This window comes from Pseudomonas sp. AD21, from assembly GCF_002878485.1.
In the GTDB taxonomy this organism is placed as follows: Bacteria; Pseudomonadota; Gammaproteobacteria; order Pseudomonadales; family Pseudomonadaceae; genus Aquipseudomonas.
This window is the reverse complement of sequence record NZ_NQYG01000004.1, coordinates 121,082-137,500: the sequence shown is the minus strand read 5'-3', so window position 1 is coordinate 137,500 and position 16,419 is coordinate 121,082. Positions and strand designations below refer to the sequence as shown.

The window sequence follows — 16,419 nt, the reverse complement described above, 5'->3', positions numbered from 1 at the left end:
CTTCGGGTTTTGTGAACATGAGTGATAACGCTGCTTCTCCGGCCGTCCCTACACCTGCCGGCCAACCTTCCCGGCGCTGGCCGGCGCTGCTGATCGGCCTGGTCCTGGTGGCCGGCGTGGCCGGTGGTCTCGGCTGGCTGCTGCACAAGCCCAAGGTGCCGGCGGCTATACTTGCCAGCGACAAGCTCGGCCTGAGCCGCCCGGACGCGCTGCTGGAAACCCGCTCTCTGAGCCAGTTGCCCAAGGATCTGTTGACGGTGCCGTTCCTCAAGGCCACGCTCACCGAAGATTTCGTCTTCTATTACGAAACCCACGCTGACCGCCTGGGACTGATCGGCAGTCTGCGGCGGATCATCTACGAGCACGACCTGAAGCTGCAGGACAGCCTGATCGAGCAGCTTTTCGATCAGCCGGCCGATGTCGCGCTGTGGCGCGGTGCCGATGGCCGGCTCAAGGATTTCCTGCTGGTGATGGATCGCGGCGGGTTGGCCAAGCTGCTCGAGCCCCTGGCGAAAGTGGCGCTGGACGATTCGCAGTTCAGCGTTTTCGGCAGCCTCAAGGTCGGCAGCGACGAAGTGCCGCTGTACCAACTCAGCTACAACGCCAGCAAATCGCTGCTGTTCGCTTCGCGCGGCGACAAACTGGTAGTGCTGTCCAATCCGAACAAGTATTACGACCCGGCCAACGGCGAGTCCGAAGAGTCGGGGCATGTTTCGCCGCAAGCGCTGGCGGCCTTGCTCAACGGTGACAAACTGTTCCCCGAGGCCTTCGGACTGCCGGCCAAGGCGCCGGACATCAAACAGCGTCTGTCGGTTAATTCCAGCGTCCTCGCGATGGGCTATCAGCGCTTCATCCCGAACTTCGCCGGGCTGCGTTTCGACATGGACGACAAGGGCTGGCACAGCTTCCTCGCCATGGACGAGCTGGATAACCAGCCGGACTTCGATTTCAAACCGGTGTGGCAAGCCATGCCGCTGGGCGCCAGTGCCTGCGTGACCTTACCGGTGGCGGCCGAACCGCAGAAACCGCTGCTGGTGAAACTCGGCGCCGACGAAGCGGTGGCGCAGAAGCTCACTGAGCACGTCGCCGGCGCGGCGGGGCTGTGCTGGTACGCCGATTCGCGGTTGTACACGCCATTGCTGGTCGCCAGCCTGAAGGATGAGGACAGCAGCAAGCTCGACGGTGACCTGGGTACGCTGTTCGGTTCGATGGTTGGCGCTTATGAGTCGAATGTCGATGAACACGCGTTCCCGGTGGTCGAGAAACAGCAAGGCCAGAGCCATGTCTGGCAGCGTCAGGTCAGCTCTAACTTCGGTCCGTACGCCGCCAAGACGGCCGAGAACCCGGACGCCATCAGCGGCCGCGCTTTCATGAAAGTCAGTCTCGCCCGTCACGGTTCGACGCTGCTGTTTTCCCTTGACGACAAACTGGTCGACAAGGCCCTCGGCACCCTCGACAAACGCTTCCCGCCGATGGCCGACGTGTTGCCCAAAGACGTGCTGATGCCGATCTATTTCGGCCCGAATTCGATGGCGCAACTGATGCAGCAGGAAACCCTCGACAGCCTGCCGCAGGACATGGAGCCGGTGTTCTACAACGCCGCGCAAACCTACCTGATCCCGAAACTGCGCACCCTCGGCGGCTACGGCAAATACGCCCTGACCTTGCCCGAAGGCAGCGAGCCTGACGGCCACTGGCAATGGCTGCCGCTGGAATGGAAAGCGCTGTGACGGCACTGATCCGCAGCCTCGGCCTGCTTGCGTTGCTGCTCAGCGCGGAGGCCCGAGCGGTCGAAACGCCTGCGCTGGATCCGGCGCAGTCCCAGGTGTTCCGCGCCTGGTTCGTGCGCATTGCTCAGGAGCAACTGAGCCAGGGCCCGAGCCCGCGCTGGTATCAGCAGGACTGCGCCGGGCTGGTGCGTTTTGCCGCCAACGAAGCGCTGAAAGTCCACGACGACAAGTGGCTGCGCAGCAACGGCCTGTCCAATCGCTACCTGCCGCCGGAGCTGTCGCTCAGCGATGAGCAGCGCAAGCTCGCCCAGCAGTGGCAGCAGGGCGGCGGAAAAGTCGGGCCGTACGTCAACGCGATCAAACTGATTCAGTTCAACAGCCATCTGGTCAGCCGCGACGTGTCCCAGGCACGCCCCGGCGACCTGATGTTTTTCGATCAGGGCGACGACCAGCACCTGATGATCTGGATGGGCCGCTACATCGCCTATCACACCGGCACGACCACCCCCACTGACAACGGCATGCGTTCGGCAAGCCTGCAGCAACTCATGACATGGAAGGACACCCGATGGATACCCGACGCAGCCAACCCCAACTTCATCGGCGTCTATCGACTGAACTTTCTCTCCCAATGACCGGTGCCCGCATGCTGCGACTCTGCGCTCGAATTCCCCTGCTGCTGGCGCTGTTGCTGCCATTGGCGACCGTCAACGCTGAAGATTCGGTGGAGCCGAGCGGCTACACGCCGGTCGCCGGTGAAAGCTTCTTCCTGCTCGCCGACAGCAGTTTTGCTGCCGACGAACAGGCGATGGTGCGCCTCGAAGCACCGGGCCGCGACTATCGCCGCTTCCGCATGGAACCCTATGGCGGCGCCGACATTCGCGTGTACCGCATCGACAAGCCGCTGGATTTCCTCAAGCGCCAGAAGAACCTGCACCGTGTGGTCAGCGACGGCCAGTTCAAGGGCGAGGGGCTGTCCAACACCCTCGCGTACCTGTGGGACAACTGGTACCGCAAATCCCGTCGGGTGATGCAGCGCGCGTTCTCCTACGAGTCGCGCAAGCAGGTCACCGAGGAAGTGCCGGAGCTGAAGATGGGCAACGCCATTGCCGCGCCGACTCCGTATGACGCGCAGCCGCAGTTTGCGCTGATCCCGGGTCTGCCGGTGGTCAGCCAGTTCCGCTATCCGCTGTGGCAGGCCAAACCGATCCAGCCGCCGGCCGGGGTCAATCTGGCCGGGTCTTCCAGCGAGTTTGTCAGCGTTGCGCCGGGTAACGTCTATATCCCGTTGGGCAACCTGAAACCGGGTCTGTATCTGGTCGAAGCGCTGATCGGCAAGTACCGCGCGACCACCATGGTCTTCGTCTCCAACACCGTGGCGGTGAGCAAGATTGCTGGCGATGAATTGCTGGTGTGGGCGGCGCGCAAACACGAAGGCAGTTCGGTGCCGAAGGTCAATGTGCTGTGGACCGACGGCCTCGGCGTGATGAGCAGCGGTGCCACCGATGCCGATGGCTTGCTGCGCCTGAAACACGTCAGCCCCGAGCGTTCGTTCGTGATCGGTGAGGACGAAGAGGGCGGGGTGTTTGTCTCCGAAAACTTCTATTACGACAGCGAAATCTACGACACCAAACTCTACGCGTTCACCGACCGGCCGCTGTATCGCCCGGGGGACTGGGTGTCGCTGAAGATCGTTGGTCGCGAGTTCAAGAATGCGCGGGATTCGGTATTGCCAGGCGCGGCGGATGTCACGGTCAGCGTGCTCGACGCCACCGGCACCGAGCTGCAGCACCTCGACCTGAAACTCGATTCGAAGGCCGGTACTCAGGGCCGCTTCCAGTTGCCGGACAACGCCGTGGCCGGTGGTTACGAGATCCGTTTCAACTACAAGGATCAGGCCTACAGCAGTGCCTTCCGCGTGGCCGAGTACATCAGGCCGCACTTCGAGATTTCACTGAATCTGGCCAAGCAGGATTACCGCACCGGTGAACCAGTGAAGGGCAGTCTGGTGCTGCTGTACCCGGACGGCAAACCGGTGGCCAACGCCAAGTTGACCCTGAGCCTGCGCGCCCAGCAACTGTCGATGGTCGACAACGAGCTGCAATACCTCGGGCAATTTCCGGTGGAGCTGACCAGCACCGAACTGACCACCGACAGCAAAGGCAACGCGACCCTCGACCTGCCGGCCGCCGACAAACCGAGCCGCTACATGCTCACCGTGTTTGCCAGCGATGGTGCGGCGTATCGGGTCAAGACCACCAAGGAAATCCTCATCGACCGTGGCGCCGCGAGCTTGCGCTTGAGCGCGCCGCAACGCTTCAGCGCGGTCAAAGACAAAGTCGCGTTCAGTTACGCCAACGAGGGCGGCAGCGAGCAGAGCAAAGCGGTCACTCCGAGCAGCTACAGCTGGGTGCGTCTGGAGGATCAGAGCACCGGCGAAGGCAAACTTGCGGCGACTGACAAGGGCTTCAGCATTGCCTTCGAACGTCCGGGCACTTACAACCTGACGCTGAAAGATCAGCACGGTCGCGTCCTTGGCGCTACCGGTCATTCGGTGACGGGCGAGGGCGTCAAAGCGGTGCCGGGCACCGTGGAAATCGTCCTCGACAAACCCGAGTACAAGGCCGGCGATGAAGCGCTGGCGCTGATCACGTTCCCTGAGCCGGTCAGCGATGCACTGCTGTCGCTGGAGCGCGACAAGGTCGAAGCCACCGCGCTGCTGGGCAAGGGCGGCGACTGGCTGAAGCTGGAAAAACTCAGTGATACCCAATACCGCGCGCGCATTCAGGTGAAGGACAACTTCGCGCCGAACCTGACCTTCTCGGTGCTGTACACCAAGGGTGGTCAGTACAGCTTCCAGAACGCCGGGATCAAGGTGGTCGCGCCGCAAATCGACGTGGCGATCAGCACCGACAAAGCGGTGTATCAACCGGGCGATACCGTTACCGTCGACCTGACCACGCAGTTCGCCGGCAAGGCGGTGCCGGCGCACCTGACCGTCAGCGTCGTCGATGAAATGGTCTACGCGCTGCAACCGGAAGTCGCGCCGAGCATCGACCAGTTCTTCTACCACCCGCGCCGCAACAACGTGCGCACCAGCGCCAGTCTGGCGTTCATCAGTTACGACGTGGCACTGCCGGGCAGCCCCGGTGCGCCGGGCAAGGCCAACCGCAGCGAGCGCGGGGTGAAAGTGCTGGAGCGTCCGCGTCGTGAAGACGTCGACACCGCTGCATGGCAGCCGGAATTGCTCACAGGTGCTGACGGCAAAACCCGTTTCACCTTCAAGATGCCGGACTCGCTGACGCGCTGGCGCATCACCGCCCGCGCCATCGCCGATGACGGTCAGGTCGGGCAGAAGAAGCAGTTCGTGCGTTCGGAAAAACCGCTGTACCTGAAGTGGAGCGGTCCGAGCAAATTCCGCAAGGGCGATCAGCCGCAACTCGGCGTGTTCGCCTTCAGCCAGGCCGAGAAACCGGTCAAGATTGAACTGGTTACTCATTACGCCGGCACCGAACAGCGCCTGCCGGTGACCCTGAACAACGGCATCAACTACGTGCCACTGCCAGCGTTCGTCCTGGCGTCGGGTGCGTGGACTGCAGAACTGGTGCAGGACGGCAAAATCGCTGACTCCCTCGCCGTACACCTGAGCGCGACCGGTGACGGCTGGCAAGTCACGCAAGCCCAGAGTCTTGATGTGGCTAGCGGCGATACCCCGTTGAGCCTGCCGGCCGACGCCACCGACATTCGCCTGCGCCTGGATGACAGTCCGCAAGCGCTGTTCCGTTCGGCCCTCGATGATCTGCTGAGCTACCCGTACGGTGGCGTCGAGCAGACCGCCAGCCGTTTGCTGCCGTTGAGCATCGCTTATCCATCGCTGGCGTCGAGCCCGCAGATCCGTGATCACCTGCGCCTGATCATGCAGAACAGTCGTTTGCGTCTGGTGCAAATGGCCGGCCCGTCGGCGAGCTTCACCTGGTGGGGTTATGACGGTGAGCCGGACGCGTTCCTCACCGCCTACGCCTACTACGCCGACTGGAACGCCAGTCAGGTATTGGAACTGACCCTGCCGCCGGAGCACTGGCAGCGGGTGCTGGAGGTCTACGCCAAGCAAGCGCCGAACACGCCGCTGCTGCAACGGGCGCTGATCCTGTCGTTCGCCAAGCAGATGCACCTGCCGGTGAACACCTTGCTCAGCGGTTTGATGGACGATCTGGCGAAGGCCGGTGAGGGCAACGCCGAAACCCTGATGGACGACGGCGAAGACAGTCTGGTGATGAGCGACCCGGATTCGGCACTCGGTCTGGCGGCAGCGCGGGCCTTGACCGCATCGTTGGCGACCCAGTCGAAAGTGGCGTTGCCGGATGCTTTCAATCGTCAGGTCGGCGCTGCGCAACAGCGTCTGGCGGTGAGTTCGCAGCCGTTTGCCGAGGCGCTGAACCTGTCGCTGCAAGCCTTCGATCAGGCGCGGGCGACGGCGTTATTGCAACGCCTGCTGCCACAGCAATCGACCCTCGAACGCGCACTGGCGCTGAGCTGGCTGCAACGCAGCATCGCTCAGGCCTCGCCGACCATCGCGCTGATGCCGGGTGAAGGCTGGAAGAAAAACTATGGCGCAACCGGCGAGATGTTCTGGACGTGGCAGGGCGCGACACCGGTGCCGAGTGTGTTGTCGGTGTCCGGCACTCAGGAGCGTCCACTGCGTGCGGCGCTGAGCTTCCAGACCCAGCAACCGGCGGTCGATCCAATGGCCGTGACCATCACCCGTCGCCTGTCGCGACTGGTGCCGGGCGATGAAGCGTTCACCTTCAAACTGGAGCCGGTCGGCACCAAGCCGCTGTCTAGCGACAGCCTGTACCTGGACGAAGTGATCCTCACCAGCAAGGCACCGAAACCGCTGCGCTACGGCATGCTTGAAGTGCCGCTGCCACCGGGTGCCGATGTCGAGCGCACCACCTGGGGCATCAAGTTGCAGGGCAAGGACGGCACCGAGCCGACCGCGCTGGAGAAGGCGCGTTTCGAGCCGGGGCAACTGGCCTACGCGGTGCCGGTGGATGCACTGAGCGGCGAATTGCGTCTGCGCCATCTGGTGCGTTTCTCGCAGAAGGGCCAGTTCAACCTGCCGCCGGTGCGTTTCACGCAGGTGTACGCGCCGCAGCATCAGGCCCAGGAAGCGAAAGCCGCCCTCGGTCAGGTCACGGTCAACTGACATGAACCGGCCGCTGCTGTGGCTGCTGATGTGTGTGATTCCTGCGCTGGCGACGGCGCAGGATGAGCCGCTGCGGCTGGCGTACAAGGGCGAGTTGTTGTCGTTGAATCACACGCAACTCGTGTCTCGCGAGCCATTGCCATCGACGCTGGATACACCGCTGGGCAGCCTGTGGAAATTGTTCGTGTACGCATGGCTGGTGGATACCGGTGCTCGCGAGCCGGCGTATGAATGTCGTGGGCAGTCCAAGGACGAAGTTTATTGCTGCTCGGCGGGCGGCAAGATCGAGCGCGATCAGGCGTTGGTGAAATCCTGCGGGTTGTACTTTGAACCGGCGCGGCTGGGCATTGCTTCTGCCGATTGGCGCACGTATTGGCAGGCGCGGCAGGCGCCGTCGTGGTTGCTGGATTTGCCAACTGTGCAACCGGCAACAAGAGTCTCGGTCGCTGAGTTATTGGGCGTTCTGGCTTTGCTGCCGGCGCAGGATCAGATGCGCCGCGTGTTGCTCGACGTCGTGCTGAACGCGGCGGACGGCAACGTCGTCGGTGAACTGGGCGGGCGCTTGCGGGTGAAAACCTGGAGCTGGCTCGGCGATCAGGATCCGCAATCGCGCCAGGGTGGCTTCGCCGGTTGGACGGCGGACGGTTCGCCGGTCTGGGCTGGCGGGCGCGGTACCAGTCAGATGGTCTTGCGCCATTACGGGCAGGCGATGTCGACGGTATTGCCAGCGGCATGGCCGGCCGAGGCGGGGCGTTGTGTCGAAGTCGGCCTGTTCTCGCGCTATCCGCTGACGCGGGTGTTGGCGGGCGAGCGGGTGGTGACGTCCGGCCCGCTGCTGGGCGACTACCGCGTCGAATTCGCCAACGGCAACGCGCTGGATATCCACAGCGCCGGCGAACTGTTTCTGCTCAACGACAAACTGGTCGCCAGACTTGATCGCGAAGAATACGTTGCCCGCGTCCTTGAGCGCGAAGCCAAGCCGGAACCTGCCGAAGCGGCCAAGGCACTGGCCGTGGCCATCCGCACCTATCTGCTGCAAAACGCCACGCGCAACGGCGATTGCCTGAGCATCGACGACAGCAGCAACCGTCAGCGCGTCGCCCCACGCCCGGCTTCCGCCGAGTCGCGCAACATCGCGGCGTGGACGGCGGATCTGGTGTTGGCCGGTAGCACCGTCACCTATCACTCCGATCAACCCGGCCCGGACAAACTCGCCTGGCAACAAGCCGTCGAGCAAGCCAACGCCGGACAGCGTTACGACGCGATTCTGCTGCACGCCTATCCGCGCGCCAGCCTCAGCCGCTGGGGCAACCCGGTCGCCTCCTGCGAAGCACTGCCCGCCGCCCAGGATTGGCTGCAAAAGCAGCGTCGCGGCTGGCGTCCGAGGCTGGAAAGCGAAACCGGCTACAACGAAGTCAGCACCTTCGCCGTGTGCAAACTGGCTTTCGGTCGCCCGTTTGTCGACCGCGAACGCCAGCGCATTTACGTGCGCGGCGTGCTGACGCTGCAGGATCGCCTCGACCTGACTCACGAATACCTGCACCTGGCCTTTGAAGCACATCCCAATGGTCAGGATGAAACCTACATCGAAGGGCTCGCCCGTCACCTCTTGCTGGAATAGACCATGACACTCCGTTATCCACAGGTCTTGCTGTTGCTCTGCGCGTTCAATGCGTTGCCCCTGGCAATGGCCGCCGACAGCGTCAAACTCGACACCCCGGTCGGCGGCTGGCGCACCGGCGCGTCCGAAGGCGAAGGCGAAAACTTCCGCCAGACCGTCAACTACCCGGCCTCCTCGGTCAACACCCCGGTCGGCCAGGCCAACACCGCGCGCATCAGCGGCGAAATCAAAGCCACACCCAAGAGCGAGGAACCTGGCCGACTGATCGTCAACGGCGTCAGCATGCCGCTGAAAATCGACGACAGCGGCCGCTTCGACCGTCCGTTCTCCTTCCCCAACGGCAGCAACAGCGTCGAAGTGCGCAGCCCCGACGGCCAGCAACGCCACCGCACTCAGTTCCTCAACGCCAGCGGCGGCGCCACCCCGGCCAAGCTGCGCGTGCTGCTGTCGTGGGACAGCGACGGCACCGACCTCGACCTGCACCTGATCACCCCCGACGGCGCCCACATTTGGTACGGCGACCGCGTCGCCCCCAACGGCGCAGCACTCGACGTCGACGTCACCACCGGCTACGGCCCGGAAATCTTCGCCATGCCGGCGCCGATCAAGGGCCAGTATCTGGTGTATGTGAACTACTTCGGCGGCGGGTATCGCGGGGATGACGAGGGCGGCGAAGAGGCGGTGCAGCCGCTGACCACGGCGCAGGTGACGGTGATTACCGAGGAAGGCACGCCGAGCGAGAAGATGGAGACGTTTGTGGTGCCGATGCGGGCGGTGGGGGAGTTGACGTTGGTGAAGTCGTTCAGTTATCCGTGAGGCTGAGGTACAGCGAGCGCAGCGTCTGCACACGATTGCGCCCCTGATCCTTGGCGCCGTATAGCGCCTGATCCGCTTCCGAGAGCAGGCGCGACAAGTCATAGCCGGACTCGCGAGTGGTCACCACGCCGATGCTGACGCTGAGCAGGCCCGGCTCAAGAATCGACAGTTGGGAGAATGAGCGGCGGATCCGCTCGGCAATCTCCAATGCAGTCTGCTCATCGCAATCGTTGAGCAAGCAAGCAAACTCCTCACCACCGATCCGCCCGCAAACATCTTCCTTGCGCAGGCTCTCGACCACGATCCGGCCGAACGCAATCAACGCCTGATCCCCAACGGGATGACCATAGGTGTCATTCAGACGCTTGAAGTTATCCAGATCGCAAAGCAGCAACGCCGCTGGTTCCGTGTGCTGCTTGCTGTCGGATAGCAATCGCCCCGCGTGCAACATGAACGCCCGGCGGTTGCCGATGCCGGTCAGCGGATCGCTGAATGCTGCCGCCTTGAGCTTGAGTTCGGCGCGTTCCTTGACCATCGCCAGCGTCACGTAAGCGATGCCGATCACGTACAGCATCGACTCGAACAGCATGAACGAGAAAAACGGGACGCCTTCACCACTGCCCAGCAGGTCTTTGGTCAACGGCAGACCTTCATCGGTGGCGCTGCGTACGGCGTAGAACACTGTGTGCAAAACCGTCAGCACCAGTGCCGGCATGAACGCGACGTCCAGACTGTTGCGACTGCGCCACAGCTCCAGCGTCGTCAGCACGCCATAGGCGAATGCCAGCAGCGAGTAGACCAGCACCCGGTTCGACATCGAATCGTAGAAGGCTGGAATCAGACACAGCGTCAGCCAGACAAGCGAGCCGGCCAGAATCCCCGCCATTGAAGGCGCACGGCCCACCAGCGTGCGCATGGCCATCCAGTTCATCGCCGCACTGAGCAGCAACACCACGTTGCCAAATACGATGGGGATGAAATCCACCCCACGATCACGCCAACTGACCAGCACCACGCCCAAAGCGCCCAGCAGCATCATGCTGCCGAGATAAGCCAACGGCCGCTCGCGGGATTCGCGATACCAGGCATGCAGGGTCAGCAACCCCATCAGAAAAAAAACGAAGACCGAAACGACCAGCAGGGTCGGGATATGCAGGGCCATTCCATGGATTCCCGTGAGGCTCAATACCGGAATCCGGCCGGTGGCGGGAATGCGGGTAAAAACAGAGGGGTGGGTGTTGGGCGGGATTTAGCACTGTGGGGGTTGGGGTTGGCAAGTGTTGGGTTGCCGAGGCAAGACAAAAGTGAAGGGGGTAATCAAATTGTGCAGTGGCTTGCTGCACAATTTCAGTGTGCCCGACAGTGCGGGGAGCTCAGGATTGAGACTCCAATCGATCTTGAGCATCCTTGTAGGCGGCCTCTCGCTCTCGTTTCCCGATAGCGACTACGAACACCACGATCTCTTGATCAAGCACCTGATAGATCAAGCGATAGCCAGCGCTTTTCAGCTTCACTTTGTAGCAATCTGGCAAATCACGAAGTCGATTGGCTTCTATTCGAGGATTCTCTAATACCACCGCGAGCTTCTTTTTGAACTGCTGGCGAATCGTATCGCCCAGTTTGCTCCACTCTTTTAACGCACGACGATCAAATTCAAGGTCATAGGTCATCCAGACTAACCTTGACTCGCTGAGGAGCGGCGAGGCGCTCGGTGACTACGGCGATTAGCGCCTCATCTTCTTCGCTGATGAGTGCGGTCTTGAAGGGCAGTTTGCCCCGCTCGGCAACGTATTGAAGTGTTTGGCGCAAAAGCTCCGAAGGTGTGACACCAAGCTTTTCCAGCTCGGCAAAGGAGCGTTGTTTCAACTCATCATCAATGCGGATGTTGATGGAGGCCATGATGTTATACCTGTAATGACGATTGTCGTTACGGTAACAAGGGGAGCCGTACGCGACAAGCTGGAATTCAGGTTTCAGATGGTAGGCTTGGCTTTCTGTCAGGCATTAAAAAGCCGGCTTGTGGCCGGCTTCTCGGGGACTGGCTTGGTTTATTTTTGGTAAACCGCGTCAGCCTTCAAAACGTACACCCGGATCTGCGTCCGGCTGTGGGACTTGGTCAGACGTTGGTCTGCCGCGTCAGGCGTCATCTGAGCCGCGGGAGCGGGTCGATGCGCAAATGTGGGGCGCAGGATACTGAGTTTTGTTGGGGATTCCCAGCCTGAAGTGCGGTTTAGAGCGACCGCAGTCGAACAAAATCGGGATTTGTACCGATTATCAGGGCCTCATCGCGAGCGGGCTGACTCCTACAGGGGAGGATGTGGCACGGGAGAGGTCAGAGAAACGGCACCACCGGCCGGCGTTTGCCCAGGGTCGACCACCAGAACACCCAGCCAAGAATGTGTATCCGCTGCTCGTCGATCTGCGCCGCGCGGAAGATTTCGTCCGGGTGTTCGGCACTGTTGTGGCTGCGCAGGCGCAGGGCGTTGCCGGGCATGCGGTGCAGGTATTTGATGCGCAGCATGCCGTCGTGTTCGATGGCGTAGATTTCGCCGTCGACCACTTGGGTCAGGCCACGGTCGATGCCGACGATGGAGCCGTCTTCGATGCGCTCGGCCATGCTGTTGCCGATCATGTGCGCGCAGATGGCGTCGGTGTGGCGGATTTCCAGTTGATCGAGGTGGGCGCGGGGCAGGCGGATGGTTTGTTCGGGGTCGAGGATGACGTGGGTCTTGCCGGCACCGGTGGTGAGCGGCGTTTCCTTGAAAAACGGCAATTCGATGTCTTTGGGATCGATGACCGTGTAGACGCCACGGATGGCCTGGGCGTCGAAGGTGTCGCCGTTGCTGGCAGGGGTCTGCAGGTGGGGCGACTCCTTGCTGCCTTCGCCGGTTTTCAGCCAGTCGCTGTTGACCGACAGCAGGCGCGAGACTTCCTCCATGCGATACGCCGGGACTCCCCGGGTGTACCAGTTATGAATGTTTTGGGCTTCCGTGCCCCAGAACTTTGCGAATCCCGTGGTGGTGATGTTCGCTGCTTCCAGGAGTGCCTTGAATCTTGGACCGCTAGTGTTCTTTCTCATAAACACCGAGTCTACGGCCGTGCCAGAGCGGTTTGAATAAACCGAGTGTTCAAAAAATGGCTGTATTTTGCGACTGGATGTAAGACGTCCTTGTGGGAAATCACTCACTTCGAAACTTTTCTGTAGTCCGTCATAAACGTACTGTTTAAAGCGGCTTCTTTCAGGCACAAAAAACCCCGGATCAACCGGGGTTTTCTTCAGGCTTCACGCAGCAAGCAGTGCTTAGCCCTTGTAGGCAGCAACCGACTTGGTGATCGCGTCGCGAGCGGCATCAGCGCCAGCCCAGCCTTCGATCTTGACCCACTTGCCTTTTTCGAGATCTTTGTAGTTCGCGAAGAAGTGCTCGATCTGCTGGATCAGCAGTGGTGGCAGGTCGGTGTATTCCTTCACGTCGACGTACAGCTGGGACAGCTTGTCGTGTGGGACTGCGATGACTTTGGCATCGCCGCCGCCGTCGTCGGTCATGTTCAGGATGCCGACCGGACGCGCGCGGATCACCGAGCCTGGAGCAACCGGGTAAGGGGTCACAACCAGCACGTCGAGGGGATCACCGTCGTCAGCCAGGGTGTTCGGGATGTAACCGTAGTTGGCCGGGTAGAACATTGGGGTGGCCATGAAACGGTCAACGAACAGGCAATCGCTGTCTTTGTCGATTTCGTATTTGATCGGCGCGTGGTTGGCAGGGATCTCGATCGCGACGTAGATGTCGTTCGGCAGGTCTTTGCCAGCCGGAATCTTGCTGTAGCTCATTGGGCGTTGCCCCCGTAGTTGACCAAAAACACTTGGCCGGATTGACCAAAAAGTGGCGGCGATTATAGGCACATTCCTACGCCGACGCCACGTACCAGAAGTCGTGCAGAGCTTAGTCGTGCGCCTGATAGACCGGGTCTGTGGCCTGAAGTTGCCGCAGCCTGCCCAACGGATCCTGCCGGTAGAAAAGCTTCAGTTGCAAGTAGACCTGTGGATAAGTTTCGTGCAGCAGATCCGGGGCGCTGAAGAAGTATTCGCTGGTGACCGCAAAGAACTCGCCAGGGTTCTCGGCGGCATACGGGTCGATGGCGGTTTCGGCATCGGGATTGCGGTCGAGCTGGCGGTTGAGGTCGTCGTAGGCGTGTTGCATGACCTCGGCCCAATCGCTGACGCGCATGTCGGCGTGCAGTGGCGGCAGGCCGTTGGCGTCGCCGTTGAGCATGTCGAGCTTGTGCGCCAGTTCGTGTATCACCAGGTTGTAGCCTTCCCAGCCACCGCTGGACATCACCCCGGGCCAGGCGAGGATGATCGGTCCCTGTTGCCAGGCTTCGCCGCTGTGTTCGCCATCCCATTCGTGCTCGATCCCGCTGGCATCGCGATGCCGTTGCGGACTGAGGAAGTCGTCGGGGTAGAGGATGATTTCGTGAAAGCCCTGATACCAGTTCAAATCGCCCAGATTGAGCAGCGGCAACTGGGCCTGGGCGGCGAGCAGCAGGCGTTGCTCCTGATGCAGTTCGACGCCGGGCAGGGCGGTCAGGTGTTTGTCTTCGAGAAACAGCACACAGGCTTCACGCAGCCACTGATCCTCGGTGGCGCTGATGCCATCGAGGAAACTCAGGTGGTGGCGCACCCGTTGCCACAGGTCGTCGGCAATCGGGTGTCTGGCCAGAATGCGCCGGCGACGCCAGGCGCTCAGTGACCACATCGGATCAGTGGGTTTCGGCTTTGGCGCCGCCGAAACGGCTGCGCACCACACCGATGATCATCGGCACCAGCGACAGCAGGATGATGACGACGACCAGCAGCGACAGGTTCTTCTTGATGAATGGCACGTTGCCGAAGAAGTAACCCAAGGTCACCAGGCCGCCGACCCAGAGGATGGTGCCGAACACGCTGAACGCGAAGAAACGCGGGTAGGGCATTTTCCCGACGCCGGCGACAAACGGTGCAAACGTACGGATGATCGGCAGGAAACGTGCGAGGGTCACGGTTTTGCCGCCGTGCTTGTCGTAGAAATCGTGGGTTTTTTGCAGGTAGTCGCGACGGAAGATTTTCGAGTTCGGGTTACTGAAGAGTTTTTCCCCGGCTGTTCGTCCGATCACGTAGTTGGTGCTGTCGCCGAGGATGGCCGCCAGCATCAACAGACCGCCCAACAGTACCGGGTCCATGCCGCCGCCCGCCGCCACGGCACCGGCGATGAACAACAGCGAATCACCCGGCAGGAACGGCATCACCACCAGGCCGGTTTCACAGAAGATGACAGCGAACAGAATCGCGTAGATCCACGGCCCGTAGTTGGTTACCAGCAAGTCGAGGTACACGTCGAGATGCAGGATAAGGTCGAGCGGGTTGAAATCCATGGGGGCACCTGTGGTGGCGGCCCGACTCGGCAGGCCTGTGCGGATGATTCGGGTGTAAGCCTACAGCGGGGTGTAGTTTTTCTTACAAGCCGGAAAGCTCGGGATTATACGGTCTGAGAGGTGAAAAGCGCGTTGGTTTTGTAGCGGGGAATGTCGGGGTGTGAATTTTTGTCAGGCAGGGATTAATGGTGATGAGGGAGCTCACTCCCTCATCACTGAGGCTTGGGCGATTTACAGCTCGTCGCTGATCGGCAACACGTAGTTCTTGAACTCGGTGTCTTCCTTGAAGCCAATGGATTCGTAGGTCTTTTGCGCCACTTCGTTGTCGGCACTGGTGGAGACGCGCATACGCACGGCCTGGGTCTCCTTGGCCATTTTCTTCGCGGTGCGGATCAGGTTGTCAGCCACCAGTTGGCGGCGGGCGTCTTCGGCGACATAGATGTCGTTGAGGATCCACACGCGCTTGAGCGACAGCGAGGAAAAGCTTGGATACAACTGGCAGAAGCCCATCAGCTTCTTGTCGTCATCGTCGGCCAAGGCCAGATAAATCACCGATTCCTTGCGCCGCAGGCGTTTTTCGAGAAACGCGCGGGAGGAATCCGGGTAAGGCAGGGAACCGTAGAACTCGCGATATTTGACGAACAACGGGGTCAGCAAATCCAGGTGTTCGAGGGTCGCTTGAATAATCCGCATGATAGGTCTCGTCTTCAAGTGGCTGTCTTCAACTGCTCTGACGGCGATGGGAAACCCTGGCGGCCGTGCATCGATCCTGCCTGAAAGTAGCGCAGAAACGCAATGCGGAAACGGTTCAGGTTGTCGACGGGCCCAGTAGGAAGTTTCCCTTCATGTCCGCGCCTGCGTCCGACTCCAGCGTCTGAACCTGTGCTTCGTCCTTCAGATTGACCCCTGACAACTGCCGCCGGCAGGCTTCGCGCATCAGGTACAGCAAGCGATGCGCCGCCATGCCGTAACTCAAGCCCTCAAGCCGCACGTTGGAGATGCAATTGCGGTAGGCATCGGTCAGCCCGATCTTTGGATTGTAGGTGAAATATAACCCCAGGCTGTCTGGCGAGCTGAGGCCCGGACGCTCTCCGATCAGCATCACGACCATTTTTGCGCCGAGCAACTGGCCGATTTCATCACCGACGGCGACCCGCCCCTGTTCCACCAGCAACACGGGGGCAATCGACCAGCCGTCGGCGCTCATCTGCTCCTCCAGGCGGGTCAGAAACGGCAGGGTATGCCGATGCACGGCCAGCGCTGACAGTCCGTCCGCCACCACAATCGCCAGATCGACGCCCCCGGGATGCGCCGAAACGTAATCACGCAGGCTCTGCGCCGAGTCTTCGCTGAGCTTGCGTCCAAGATCCGGGCGTTGCAGGTAGCTATTGCGATCGGTCGCGGCGCTGTGCAGCAACAGGCTGTCGCGCCCGCGCTCGTTCAGTTGCGCGCTGAGCCCGACATGATCGAACGGCAAATGCACCGCATCCCGCGCCTGGGCGTGGGCGAACTGGAAATCCAGTTGGGCGCTGGTCGGCAGGCTGGTGCCGGTACGGCCGAGGGCGATGCGCGCCGGGGTCAGGCGACGCAGCTCCAGCCACGGGTTTTGCGGGTCCACAGGCGGTTTTTCCATAACA

At 61.5% G+C, this 16,419-nt stretch carries 14 protein-coding genes; 5 read left to right on the top strand and 9 right to left on the bottom strand.

From position 1 onward, the window contains the following. Positions 1–17: 17 nt before the first annotated feature. From PseAD21_RS03835 to PseAD21_RS03815, 5 genes are read left to right on the top strand one after another with little or no spacing between them, the layout of a single operon-like run. Positions 18–1,730 carry a DUF2138 domain-containing protein gene (locus tag PseAD21_RS03835; RefSeq protein ID WP_102354570.1) on the top strand — a complete coding sequence of 571 codons (1,713 nt, stop codon included), beginning with the start codon at positions 18–20 and terminating at the stop codon, positions 1,728–1,730. Further along, the gene (locus PseAD21_RS03830; RefSeq protein WP_102354569.1) at positions 1,715–2,365 is read left to right on the top strand and encodes a DUF1175 domain-containing protein; all 651 of its coding nucleotides are present in this window, start codon (positions 1,715–1,717) and stop codon (positions 2,363–2,365) included. The genes PseAD21_RS03835 and PseAD21_RS03830 overlap by 16 nt, the downstream gene beginning before the upstream one ends. Further along, positions 2,362–6,936 (top strand): alpha-2-macroglobulin, encoded by a 4,575-nt coding sequence (locus PseAD21_RS03825; RefSeq protein WP_102354568.1) that lies wholly within the window; start codon positions 2,362–2,364, stop codon positions 6,934–6,936. Before PseAD21_RS03830 ends, PseAD21_RS03825 begins: the two co-directional genes overlap by 4 nt. 1 nt (position 6,937) lies before the next feature. Then, positions 6,938–8,557 (top strand): DUF2300 domain-containing protein, encoded by a 1,620-nt coding sequence (locus PseAD21_RS03820; protein ID WP_102354567.1) that lies wholly within the window; start codon positions 6,938–6,940, stop codon positions 8,555–8,557. 3 nt (positions 8,558–8,560) lie between these two features. After that, positions 8,561–9,373, top strand: a complete 813-nt coding sequence (locus PseAD21_RS03815) for a YfaP family protein (RefSeq protein WP_102354566.1) — start codon at positions 8,561–8,563, stop codon at positions 9,371–9,373. Here the strand turns inward: PseAD21_RS03815 and PseAD21_RS03810 are convergent. The 9 genes from PseAD21_RS03810 to eutC form a co-directional block, all read right to left on the bottom strand. Continuing rightward, the gene (locus PseAD21_RS03810) at positions 9,360–10,535 is read right to left on the bottom strand and encodes a diguanylate cyclase (protein ID WP_102354565.1); all 1,176 of its coding nucleotides are present in this window, start codon (positions 10,533–10,535) and stop codon (positions 9,360–9,362) included. The two genes, PseAD21_RS03815 and PseAD21_RS03810, sit on opposite strands and share 14 nt — an antisense overlap. A gap of 211 nt (positions 10,536–10,746) precedes the next feature. Next, positions 10,747–11,043, bottom strand: a complete 297-nt coding sequence (locus PseAD21_RS03805; RefSeq protein WP_102354564.1) for a type II toxin-antitoxin system RelE/ParE family toxin — start codon at positions 11,041–11,043, stop codon at positions 10,747–10,749. Then, positions 11,033–11,272, bottom strand: a complete 240-nt coding sequence (locus PseAD21_RS03800) for a type II toxin-antitoxin system RelB/DinJ family antitoxin (protein WP_102354563.1) — start codon at positions 11,270–11,272, stop codon at positions 11,033–11,035. Before PseAD21_RS03800 ends, PseAD21_RS03805 begins: the two co-directional genes overlap by 11 nt. Before the next feature lie 433 nt (positions 11,273–11,705). Next, positions 11,706–12,452 carry a S24 family peptidase gene (locus PseAD21_RS03795; protein ID WP_102354562.1) on the bottom strand — a complete coding sequence of 249 codons (747 nt, stop codon included), beginning with the start codon at positions 12,450–12,452 and terminating at the stop codon, positions 11,706–11,708. 222 nt (positions 12,453–12,674) lie between these two features. Beyond that, complete coding sequence (ppa, locus tag PseAD21_RS03790; RefSeq protein ID WP_008052339.1) at positions 12,675–13,202, bottom strand: inorganic diphosphatase; 528 nt, start codon at positions 13,200–13,202, stop codon at positions 12,675–12,677. 112 nt (positions 13,203–13,314) lie between these two features. After that, positions 13,315–14,127 (bottom strand): zinc-dependent peptidase, encoded by an 813-nt coding sequence (locus PseAD21_RS03785; protein ID WP_102354561.1) that lies wholly within the window; start codon positions 14,125–14,127, stop codon positions 13,315–13,317. A 4-nt stretch (positions 14,128–14,131) separates the two neighbouring features. Further along, positions 14,132–14,782: a DedA family protein gene (locus PseAD21_RS03780; RefSeq protein ID WP_102354560.1), complete on the bottom strand. Its 651-nt coding sequence runs from the start codon at positions 14,780–14,782 to the stop codon at positions 14,132–14,134. 231 nt (positions 14,783–15,013) lie between these two features. After that, positions 15,014–15,475: an N-acetyltransferase gene (locus PseAD21_RS03775; protein ID WP_007958617.1), complete on the bottom strand. Its 462-nt coding sequence runs from the start codon at positions 15,473–15,475 to the stop codon at positions 15,014–15,016. Positions 15,476–15,590: 115 nt separating this feature from the next. Then, positions 15,591–16,415 (bottom strand): ethanolamine ammonia-lyase subunit EutC, encoded by an 825-nt coding sequence (eutC, locus tag PseAD21_RS03770; RefSeq protein ID WP_102354559.1) that lies wholly within the window; start codon positions 16,413–16,415, stop codon positions 15,591–15,593. Positions 16,416–16,419: the final 4 nt, after the last annotated feature.